At 64.3% G+C, this 9906-nt stretch carries 12 protein-coding genes and 1 tRNA gene; all 13 read right to left on the bottom strand.

Annotation, left to right across the window (positions count from 1 at the left end):
• On the bottom strand, positions 1-1095 hold a 1095-nt coding region (locus ACIQ17_RS10220), incomplete at its 3' end, for a DUF6538 domain-containing protein (protein WP_398468055.1).
• A gap of 87 nt (positions 1096-1182) precedes the next feature.
• Positions 1183-1258: transfer RNA gene (locus tag ACIQ17_RS10215), tRNA-Phe, on the bottom strand.
• 135 nt (positions 1259-1393) lie between these two features.
• Positions 1394-1576 carry a DNA gyrase inhibitor YacG gene (yacG, locus tag ACIQ17_RS10210; RefSeq protein ID WP_398468053.1) on the bottom strand — a complete coding sequence of 61 codons (183 nt, stop codon included), beginning with the start codon at positions 1574-1576 and terminating at the stop codon, positions 1394-1396.
• A complete protein-coding gene (locus ACIQ17_RS10205) occupies positions 1566-2189 on the bottom strand; it encodes a Maf-like protein (RefSeq protein WP_398468051.1) in 624 nt (207 codons plus the stop codon). Before ACIQ17_RS10205 ends, yacG begins: the two co-directional genes overlap by 11 nt.
• Positions 2190-2273: 84 nt before the next feature.
• Entirely contained in the window at positions 2274-2732 is a 459-nt protein-coding gene (locus tag ACIQ17_RS10200) for a low molecular weight phosphatase family protein (RefSeq protein ID WP_398468049.1), read from the bottom strand.
• A gap of 3 nt (positions 2733-2735) precedes the next feature.
• Entirely contained in the window at positions 2736-3233 is a 498-nt protein-coding gene (locus ACIQ17_RS10195) for a UPF0262 family protein (RefSeq protein ID WP_398468047.1), read from the bottom strand.
• Entirely contained in the window at positions 3230-4525 is a 1296-nt protein-coding gene (hisD, locus tag ACIQ17_RS10190; RefSeq protein ID WP_398468045.1) for a histidinol dehydrogenase, read from the bottom strand. The genes ACIQ17_RS10195 and hisD overlap by 4 nt, the downstream gene beginning before the upstream one ends.
• Positions 4526-4781: 256 nt before the next feature.
• Positions 4782-5198 (bottom strand): DUF2948 family protein, encoded by a 417-nt coding sequence (locus ACIQ17_RS10185; RefSeq protein WP_398468043.1) that lies wholly within the window; start codon positions 5196-5198, stop codon positions 4782-4784.
• A 195-nt stretch (positions 5199-5393) separates the two neighbouring features.
• On the bottom strand, positions 5394-6683 hold the full coding sequence (murA, locus tag ACIQ17_RS10180; protein ID WP_398468041.1) for a UDP-N-acetylglucosamine 1-carboxyvinyltransferase: 1290 nt from the start codon (positions 6681-6683) through the stop codon (positions 5394-5396).
• A gap of 173 nt (positions 6684-6856) precedes the next feature.
• Positions 6857-7363 (bottom strand): hypothetical protein, encoded by a 507-nt coding sequence (locus ACIQ17_RS10175; protein ID WP_398468039.1) that lies wholly within the window; start codon positions 7361-7363, stop codon positions 6857-6859.
• Between the two features lie 109 nt (positions 7364-7472).
• Complete coding sequence (locus ACIQ17_RS10170; RefSeq protein WP_398468037.1) at positions 7473-7781, bottom strand: UBP-type zinc finger domain-containing protein; 309 nt, start codon at positions 7779-7781, stop codon at positions 7473-7475.
• 12 nt (positions 7782-7793) lie between these two features.
• Positions 7794-9485 carry an FAD-dependent oxidoreductase gene (locus tag ACIQ17_RS10165; protein ID WP_398468035.1) on the bottom strand — a complete coding sequence of 564 codons (1692 nt, stop codon included), beginning with the start codon at positions 9483-9485 and terminating at the stop codon, positions 7794-7796.
• Positions 9486-9516: 31 nt separating this feature from the next.
• On the bottom strand, positions 9517-9720 hold the full coding sequence (locus ACIQ17_RS10160; RefSeq protein WP_398468033.1) for a hypothetical protein: 204 nt from the start codon (positions 9718-9720) through the stop codon (positions 9517-9519).
• Positions 9721-9906 lie beyond the last annotated feature (186 nt).

Raw genomic sequence — 9906 nt, 5'->3', positions numbered from 1 at the left:
CTCGTGACGCAGTTGGCAGATCTCGGACACCCGGGCTCCAGAATAAGCCCCGATCCATGGCACCCAGCGCTTCACCGGATCTAAAGATGCCATCGCGGCAGCCAGAACAATCTTAGCTTCTTCGTCAGTGAAACTTCGCTTCTTCTCACTTTGCTTGCTTCGAGTGTCGAGCGAAATTCCATCCGCAACATTCGAGTTCAGTTTCTTATTGGCGACTCCCCATTGGAGGATCGCCCGAACTGGTGCGAGTTTGGCATCCTGGATCGTCTTCGGTCGAAGACCTTCCGTCAACATCGTCTCTTTCCAGCGAACCATGTCGTCGCCAGTAAGCGCCCGAGCATCGTCATGCTTTAAGAACGCGGCGAGCTGCTTCACAACACGCGACCATTCATACAACGTCTTCTCAACAGGACGGCGCTCTTTCGCCCAACCGTCAACCAGATCGCTGAATGGGAATGACTCCTGAGAGGGCAGTGAAGCTAAGACAGGCGAACCGCTCGCAGCGATAGGCACCGCCGCACCAACGCCTTGCGCCAGCTGCTGCAAAGCAACACTGGCACGCTGAACCGCAGCCCCGATCGCGCGCGCCAATATCCTGCTGTCGCTGCCGGCCAGCCGATAGCCGACATCTGACGCGCAGCTGTCGGCCCATTCCAGGCACCACCGCTCCATCTCCCGGACGCGTAGTTCATCCCTATCAAAGCCGATGTCAGCGTTGTCGTAGAGGAACTCGTAGTTCGCCGAGATCCGACTGGGCTGAAAAAGCCGGAGACCTAAATCCACGCGCCAATCAGTTTGCTGGCTCGGGTTTTCCAAGTATCGCTGCAACCATCGGTCATAGAACGGCGCAGCCAAATGGTGCGCCTCACGCTCGGTCAGGCTCTTCTCGCCTAACCTAAGGTTGGCCCATTTCGCCTCGATTTCAGCCAAGGCGGCGGCGTGCTTCACTTTCGCTAAAGCGGGATCCTTTGTCCCGAGCGTACGGAGCTCCTCTCGCTTTCCCACAAGCTTGATGAGCTCGTCCGGGACGCGTTTTCGCAACCAATAGATGCCCGTTTTGGGATGCTTGAAAGGACGAGACATGGCGAGAGGCATTGTGTATCACCCGTGTGTATCACCGGGTAGCTCTCAAGTCATTGTTTTCGCTGAATTGTCTTTGGCGTCAAAGGCTTGGGAAGCCGATGGTGCCCAGGGGCGGGATCGAACCACCGACACTGCGATTTTCAGTCGCATGCTCTACCAACTGAGCTACCTGGGCGCCGACCCGGCGAGGCCGGGTGAGCGGCCGGTTTATAGTCAGGCAAATCGGCGCTGTCCACCCGCATGACAGCTATTTTACGAGGAGAATTTTGCCGTCAAAACAATGCGAAAGACCGCGCCCGGAACGACAGGCCTATTCACCGTCCTCGTCATCGCTCGGCCGGCCGGGAATCGCGTAATTGCCGGACAGCCAGCGATTGAGATCGACGTCGCGGCAGCGCTCCGAGCAGAACGGCTTCGAGGCCTCGACCGACGGCTCGCCGCAGATCGGGCACGGCCTGGCCGTCCGCGTTGTATCTTCGGGCTTAGCTTGCATTCAACCAGCCGAAACGGATCGGAAAACCCTCACCGCCCAGAAGCGCGGTGGTCTCATAGAGCGGGAGGCCGACCACGCTGGTATAGGAGCCCACCAGCTTGACCACGAAAGACCCGGCAATGCCCTGGATCGCATAGCCACCGGCTTTGCCGCGCCATTCGCCGGAGCCGATATAGGTGGAGATATCGTCCTCGCTGAGCCGCTTGAAGCGGACGCGGGTCTCGACCAGGCGCTGGCGGAAACCTTCCTTGGGGGTCACCAGGCAGATCGAGGTGTAGACCCGGTGGTTGCGGCCCGACAGCAGCCGGAGGCATTGCGAGGCCTCGTCCACTAGTTCCGCCTTGGGCATGATGCGGCGGCCGACGGCGACCACCGTATCGGCGGCGAGGATGAAGGCGCCGCGCAGTTCGTCGTCGAGCTGAACCGATTTCAGCGCCGCCTCGGCCTTGGCGCGGGCCAGCCGGTTTGCGCAGGCGCGCGGCAGCTCGCCGCGCTTCGGGGTCTCGTCCACATCGGCCGGACGCAGCGCATCGGGCTCGATGCCGGCCTGGTTGAGAAGGCTGACACGGCGGGGCGAACCGGAGGCGAGAACGAATTTGGGACGGCCGAGCATGCGGGGGTCTATGATCCTGAAATTGCGGCCGGAAACTATCGGATGGGGTGCGCGGCGGCAACCGGCGGACGTTGCAATCGCCCTTTACGGCTTCGGCTTCGAAAACCGCTTCCGTATCCGCATCATCAGCCCGTCCATGACCTCGCGATAGGCGGCGAGCTTCTGCTCGCGATTCCCCTGGGCGTCGGTGGGATCCACCGTCGGCCAGTATTCCACGTCCGCTGCCATGGTCCGCGTCAGGTCCAGCGCCTTGTGATGCGCCTCCGGCGACAAGGTGATGATGAGGTCGAAATTCATCCCCTCCCAGTCCTCGAGTTCCTCGAAGGTCATGGGCCGGTGCTTCGACAGGTCCTGCCCCATCTCGGCCATGACAGCGACGACGAAGGGATCGAGCTCGCCCTTCTTCACCCCGGCGGAGCGGACATAGAGTTTTTGTGGAAACATCTGCTGCAACAGGCTTGCGGCCATCGGCGAGCGGACGCTGTTCTGCCCGCAGGCGAACAGCACGGATTGTGGCGTTCGCACGACAGGCGGCGCCGACAAGCCTTAACCCTTCCAGTGCAGGACGGAGATCAGCGTAAACAGCCGCCGCGAGGTCTCGAAATCGACGCGGACCTTGCCGGCCAGGCGCTCCTGCAGCGTGCGCGAGCCTTCGTCATGGATGCCGCGGCGGCCCATGTCGATGGCTTCGATCTTGTCCGGCGTCGCGGTGCGGATGGCCTGATAATAGCTGTCGCAGATCATGAAATAGTCTTTCACGATCCGGCGGAACGGCGTCAGCGACAAGAGATGCGCCACCACGGGCGTGCCGTCTTCCTTGCGGATATCGAACATCAGCCGGCTGCCGGTGATGCCGAGATGCAGGGTGTATGGCCCCGCCACCGCGCCCTCCGGCGCGAACAGGTTTTCCTCGATCAGGTCGTAGATCGCGATCGCACGCTCATGCTCGATATCCGGCCCGGAACGGCCGATCGACTCCTCATCGAGCGTCACCGCCACGATGCGATTGTTGGTGTCGTTCTCGGCTGAGGGGGAATCAGTCATTGCAAATTGAGACGTAACCCGACGGACCGTGCGTGGGCATCCAGACCTTCGGCCTTGCCCAGCGTCATCGCAGCCGGTCCCAGCGCTCGCAGCTGATCCGGCCCGCACTTCAGGATCGACGTTCGCTTCATGAAGTCAAGCACGCCGAGGCCGGAGGAGAACCGGGCAGAACGCGCTGTGGGCAATACATGGTTGGAGCCGCCGACATAATCGCCGATCGCCTCCGGCGTGTGGCCGCCGAGGAAGATGGCGCCGGCATTGCGGATTTTGGCCGCGAACGCATCCGGATCGGCGGTCATCACTTCGAGATGTTCCGCGGCGATGGCATTGGCCAGCGGCACGGCCGCATCAAGCTGGTCGACCAGAATGATGGCCCCAAACTCCTCCCACGAGGCGCGGGCGATCTCGGCGCGCGGCAGTGTGGTAAGCTGGGCCTCGACGGCGAGCGTGACATCGTCGGCCAGGCGCTTGCTGTCGGTGATCAGGATCGACTGCGCATTGGTGTCGTGTTCCGCCTGCGCCAGCAGATCGGCGGCGATCCAGTCGGCATTGGCGGTATCATCGGCGACGACCAGCACTTCCGAGGGACCGGCGATCATGTCGATGCCGACGCGGCCGAACACCTGCCGCTTGGCAGCGGCCACATAGGCGTTGCCGGGGCCGACGATCTTCGCCACCGGAGCGATGGTGTCGGTGCCATAGGCGAGCGCGGCCACGGCCTGTGCGCCGCCGACGCGGTAGATTTCGGACACACCGCCAAGCTGCGCGGCCGCCAGCACCAGCGGATTCAGTTTCCCACCCGGCGACGGCACCACCATGACGACGCGATCAACGCCGGCAACCTTGGCCGGGACCGCATTCATCAGCACCGAGGACGGATAGGCCGCCGTGCCACCGGGCACATAGAGCCCGACGGCCTCGATGGCGCTCCAGCGCCAGCCGAGCTCGACGCCGGCGGCATCGGTGAAGCGCTCGTCCTTGGGCATCTGGCGCTTGTGGAACAGCTCGATCCGGTCGCGCGCGAAACGCAGCGCATCCACCGTCTCGCTGTCGCACGCGGCAACGGCTGACTCGATCTCGGCGGGGGTGACGCGCAGGCCGGACGCCTGCAGATCGAGCTTGTCGAACTTGCGGGTGGCATCCAGCAGCGCCTCGTCGCCGCGCGCAGCCACGTCGTCCACGATGGCCCGGGTCGCGGCCTCGATATCGGCAGCGACCTCGCGCTTCATGGCGAGGAAGGCTTTGAAACGCTGAGGAAAATCAGCGCTGGCGGCATCAAGGCGAAGTGGCATTTTGATATCCCGGCGGAGCCCGACAGCGGGCTCCCCTGCTCAATGGCGCGGGTGGTGGATGGCGTCAAGGCTGGGCTTTCTTACCCTCCCCCTTGCGGGGAGGGTCGGCCGCAGGCCGGGGTGGGGGTGCCCCACGTGACGTAGAGTTTGTGGAGGCACCCCACCCCTCACTCGCCATAACGAAGCTTCGCTTCGTCAGGCTCGCGCCACCCTCCCCGCTGCGCGGCTTCGCCGCTTGGGGGAGGGAAAAGAAGCGCTACGCGCTCAAATCCGACGCCACACCCTCTTCCCCGCCCAGCTCATCCGGCCCCAGATCCGCCAACTCGCATTCGAGACACTCGACATCGAGCCGCAACGCACCACGGCCGTCGAACAGCAGCAGGGCGTTGCCGCCCGGCGCTTCGCGTTCGTTGAACTCGATGCCCAGCAGCTTCAACGCGACATCGCCCTGTTCGAGATCGATGTCGCGGGATTTGCAGGCCAGCACGCGGTCGAAACGCAGCGCCGAGACGAGCCGGCGCGGCGCGACCTCGCCGGCAAGCGTCTGTTCGCAGTCGACCCGGTTCATGCCGATCACCAGGCGCTTCTCGCCGGGCCGCCAGACGATGTCGGCGACGCGGACCTCGGCATCCTGCACATGCGCGGAGATCACCGCGAGGTCGTCCGCATCCATGGCTATGAGTTTGCGTCGCCCCGTCACGATGTCCCTCGCCTGGTTGGAACAACCTTGCACCTGTCCCGGACGCGGCGCAACGCAAAGCGTTGCTCCGCAGAGCCGGGACCGTCGCGAACGCCGGCGTTTGTTACGGTCCCGGCTCTGCGAAGCGGCGTAAGAACGCCGCATCGCGTCCGGGACACAGCGGACAGACTATCCGCTGATGCGCTCGATCTGCGCGCCGCAGGCCGACAGCTTTTCCTCGAGCCGCTCAAAGCCGCGATCGAGATGATAGATGCGGTTGACCATGGTCTCGCCTTCGGCGGCGAGCGCGGCGATCACCAGCGACACCGAGGCGCGCAGGTCCGTCGCCATCACAGGCGCACCACGCAGCTTGCTGATGCCATCGATCGTCGCGGTCTCGCCATCCAAGTGGATGCGCGCGCCAAAACGGGCCAGCTCCTGCACATGCATGAAGCGGTTTTCGAAGATGGTCTCGGTGATGTGCGAGGAGCCCTTGGCCATGGTCATCAAGGCCATCAGCTGCGCCTGCAAGTCGGTCGGAAAACCGGGGAACGGCGCGGTCTCGACATTCACCGACTTGATGCCGGCACCGTTGCGGGCAATGCGGATGCCGTCATTGTTCGGCGTCACGGTCGCACCGGCCTCCACCAGCACGTCGAGCGCCGACTGCAACAATTCCGGCCGCGCGCCCGAGAGCTGCACGTCGCCACCGGTCATCGCCACCGCCATCGCATAGGTGCCGGTCTCGATGCGATCCGGCAGCACGGTATGGCGGGCGCCATGCAGTTTTGCGACGCCCTCGATCACGATGCGCGTGGTGCCGGCACCGGTGATCTTCGCGCCCATCTTGTTCAGGCAGTCGGCGACGTCGACGATCTCCGGCTCGCAGGCCGCATTGGTGATCACCGTCGTGCCTTTGGCCAAGGTCGCGGCCATCAGCGCCACATGGGTGCCGGACACGGTGACCTTGGGGAAATCGATCTCGCCGCCCTTGAGGCCGTCGGGGGCCCGCACGACCACATAGCCGCCGTCGATGGTGAGTTCGGCGCCGAGCTTTTCCAGCGCCATGTTGAGCAGATCCACCGGGCGGGTCCCGATGGCGCAGCCGCCCGGCATCGACACCCGTGCTTCGCGCATGCGCGCGACCAGCGGAGCGATCACCCAGAACGAGGCGCGCATCTTCGACACCAGCTCATAGGGCGCGGTCGTATCGATGATGTTCTTGGCCGAGATATGCAGGGTCTGGCCTTGATATTCGTGGTCGCCCGGGCGCTTGCCGGCGGCCATGATGTCCACGCCGTGATTGCCGAGGATGCGCTGCAGCTGCGCGACGTCGGCCAGGCGCGGGACATTGTCGAGGATCAGGGTCTCGTCGGTCAGCAGGGCTGCAATCATCAGTGGCAGCGCGGCGTTCTTCGCCCCCGAGATCGGGATCGTGCCATTGAGTTTATTGCCGCCGACGATGCGAATGCGATCCATACTGATTCCCGCTGAATGCTGAGCGCCCCTTATAGAGCCAATGGCCCTGTATCTGACAGAGCCATTGCGCAAAAGCTTCGCATTTGCGGCTTTTCGATGGGAACCAGGCGAAGAGAAAGGGCCGGATCGGTCCCATCGTCCCTCCGTTTTCATCCCGAGACCGCGAAGCGGCGTCAGGCCAGCCCACCACCCAGCGGCCGGAATCTCCGCACCGCCAGCAAGGTCAGCACCACGAACAGCACCAGCACGATGCCCTGCACGATGGCGAACGGCGGCTCCGACGGCGGGACACTCGGCGCCAGCGCGTGCAGCACCGGCACTTTCAGGAAGCTCTGGATCACCAGCACGAAGATGTTGAGATAGAGCGAGGTCATGGCCGTGATCACATAGATCCATCGCCAGTGCCCTGCGAGCTCGCGGCCGTACAGCGCCAGGCAGGCGATCGCCAGCAGCACCAGCGAGATGATGCCGATGACATGGGACGGCAGCAGCTTGTCGACCGGAAACATGAAGCCGGTGGCGCTGGTGAGAATGGTGGTCAGCAGAAACGCGCCGGTCCAGCCCGGCATCGGCCGTGACTTCAGCAAACCGACCATCGCAACGAGGCCGGTGACGATTCCAACCAGACTGATGATGACGTGGATCAGTGTGATCGCGGCGACGCTCAATCCCAAAGTCATGATGCACCCCTGCTTTAGAATGCCTCAAATCTAGGATGCAGAATTGACATTTGGCAACGGTGAAGCGAATGGCGATTGCACGAATTTGCGGCCATTCGTGCCGTCGCCCTCAGTCGTAGCGCGGGATCGGCCCGTCATGTGGCGTCATCCGATCCGAGAGATCGAACATCACCTCATCGACATAGCACCAGCCCCAGCCCTCCGGCGGATCATAGCCTTCGATGATCGGATGCCTTGTCGCATGAAAATGCTTCGTGGCGTGCTGGTTCGGCGACTGGTCGCAGCATCCGACATGGCCGCAAGTCCGGCAGATGCGCAGATGCAGCCACGGGCTGCCGATCTTGAGGCATTCCTCGCAGCCGCGCGCACTCGGCGTCACATCGCGAATATCTGGGACATGGGTGCAACGGACCGTCATCGCTCGCTTCTCCTACAGGGTCGGCCGCGACGCATCGCCGAGAAAGCCGTGCAATGCCGCCACCACCTGTGCGCCTTCACCGATGGCGCCGCCGACGCGCTTGACCGAGCCGGAGCGTACATCGCCCACCGCATAGACGCCGGGCACCGAGGTCTCCAGCGCCTGCACCGCCTGGCCATTGGCCGGCACGCCGGTGACCACGAAGCCACCGCGATCCAGCGTCACGCCGCAATCGGCCAGCCAGTCGGTGGCGGGATCGGCGCCGACGAACAGGAAGAGATTGCGGATGTCCAAGGTGTCGTCCTCGCCGGACAGGCGGCTGCGGATCGTCACGCGAGACAGGCCCGCTTCCGCATCGCCGTCCAGGGCGACGACCTCCGTATTGAAGACGAGTTCGATATTCGCCGTCGATTCGATCCGGTCGATCAGATAGCGCGACATCGACGCTGCAAGCCCGCCGCCGCGGATAACCATCCGCACCTTGACCGCCTGCGACGCCAGAAACACCGCCGCCTGCCCGGCCGAATTGCCGCCGCCGACCAGGATGACCTCCTGCTCCTTGCACAGCCGGCCTTCGATCGGCGAGGCCCAGTACCAGACGCCACGGCCCTCGAAATCAGCCAGGCGCGCGATTTCCGGCCGCCGATAGCGCGCACCCGATGCGATCACGATGGACCGCGCCTTCAGCATCTGGCCGTCATCCAGCGCGAGGCCGAACAAGCCGTCCTGCCGCGAACAGTCGAGCTGATCCACCGTCACGGGGATCATGACATCGGCGCCGAATTTCTGCGCCTGATTGAACGCCCGCGCAGTCAGCGCATGGCCGGAAATGCCGGTAGGGAAGCCGAGATAGTTCTCGATCCGGGCACTGGCGCCCGCCTGCCCGCCAAAGGCACGGGAGTCGCAGACCGCAATGGACAGCCCTTCGGACGCGCCATACACCGCCGTCGAAAGCCCCGCCGGCCCGCTGCCGACAATGGCGACGTCATAGACCTTGCCCTTCTCGATATGGCCGATCATGCCCATGGCATGGGCGAGCTCCGACAAGGTCGGGTTCTTCAGCACCGTGCCGTCCGGCACCACCACCAGCGGCAATTCCTGCGCCGACGGCGCATAGCGCGCCACCACGTCGCCGGCGTCCTTGTCCACGGCGGGATCGAGCAGATGATAGGGATAGCCGTTGCGGGTCAGGAACCCCTGCAGCCGCACCATGTCGCTGGCCACGGATGAGCCGATCAGTGCGGGGCCGCCGACCCCACCCTGCAACAGGTTCACGCGCCGCAGGATCAGCGCGCGCATGATGCGCTCGCCGAGATCGGCCTCGGCCACCAGCAGCGCGCGCAGCCGTTCCGGCGGGATCAGCAGCGTCTCCACATCGCCCTCGGCACGGCCATCCACCAGCGCCATGCGCCCGGAGAGCTGGCCGATCTCGGCCAGAAACTGCCCGGCGCATTGATCCGCCACCGGCGACACATGGCCAAAGCCGTCGCGCTGGGTGACGCAGACATGGCCGGACAGCACCACGAACATGCCGGGACCGGGCTTGCCGGTCTCGAACAGCATGTCGCCGTCCTTGTAGCGGGCGATCTCGCCGAACCGGCGCATCCGCTCGATCTCGGCCGCGGTGAGCGACGGAAAGGTCTGGTCATAGCGCGGCGTCAGCATCGCCGCCTTCTTGTGTTCGGGGATGTTGTTCGGATCCATGGATGTCTCGCCTGCGCGCTGGATGGGCCGACTATTCCCGGTCGGGTTCGTTCTGTCCTGAACGGCTGTCCGCTCCGCTATCAGGTTCCGATGACACCCCGGCCTCTGCCGCGGCCAGATCGGCACGCCCGCGCAGCTGGGATTTGCGCTTCTTCAGATTATCGCGCAGCGCCTGCCGGAGGCGCGCCTGGCGGGCTTGGTCGCGTTCATTGAGGGTCGGGGGACGATCGGCCATGGGAACCGCTGGGAGGCGTTGAGGTGTTCGGAGTCGTTCTAGCACCGGCGCCGCAGGCAAACGAGAGACCTTCGCAGGCACCCTGCAGCAGAAACCGGCACCGGAACTGGCGTGAACCTCGCCGCCTTCGTATAAATCCTTCACAATGATGCTGCAGAAGCGTCCACCGCGCTTGCACCCTCGGTT

The organism is Tardiphaga sp., assembly GCF_044340795.1.
In the GTDB taxonomy this organism is placed as follows: Bacteria; Pseudomonadota; Alphaproteobacteria; order Rhizobiales; family Xanthobacteraceae; genus Tardiphaga.
This window is presented reverse-complemented; position numbering and strand designations above follow the sequence as displayed.

What these genes read in the sequence shown, in the direction of transcription:
- ACIQ17_RS10175 (WP_398468039.1), bottom strand. Translation starts at nt 7,363, where the DNA reads ATGACTTTGGGATTGAGCGTCGCCGCGATCACACTGATCCACGTCATC.
- ACIQ17_RS10205 (WP_398468051.1), bottom strand. Translation starts at nt 2,189, where the DNA reads ATGCTCGGCCGTCCCAAATTCGTTCTCGCCTCCGGTTCGCCCCGCCGT.
- murA (WP_398468041.1), bottom strand. Translation starts at nt 6,683, where the DNA reads ATGGATCGCATTCGCATCGTCGGCGGCAATAAACTCAATGGCACGATC.
- ACIQ17_RS10165 (WP_398468035.1), bottom strand. Translation starts at nt 9,485, where the DNA reads ATGGATCCGAACAACATCCCCGAACACAAGAAGGCGGCGATGCTGACG.
- hisD (WP_398468045.1), bottom strand. Translation starts at nt 4,525, where the DNA reads ATGCCACTTCGCCTTGATGCCGCCAGCGCTGATTTTCCTCAGCGTTTC.
- ACIQ17_RS10160 (WP_398468033.1), bottom strand. Translation starts at nt 9,720, where the DNA reads ATGGCCGATCGTCCCCCGACCCTCAATGAACGCGACCAAGCCCGCCAG.
- ACIQ17_RS10170 (WP_398468037.1), bottom strand. Translation starts at nt 7,781, where the DNA reads ATGACGGTCCGTTGCACCCATGTCCCAGATATTCGCGATGTGACGCCG.
- yacG (WP_398468053.1), bottom strand. Translation starts at nt 1,576, where the DNA reads ATGCAAGCTAAGCCCGAAGATACAACGCGGACGGCCAGGCCGTGCCCG.
- ACIQ17_RS10185 (WP_398468043.1), bottom strand. Translation starts at nt 5,198, where the DNA reads ATGGATGCGGACGACCTCGCGGTGATCTCCGCGCATGTGCAGGATGCC.
- ACIQ17_RS10195 (WP_398468047.1), bottom strand. Translation starts at nt 3,233, where the DNA reads ATGACTGATTCCCCCTCAGCCGAGAACGACACCAACAATCGCATCGTG.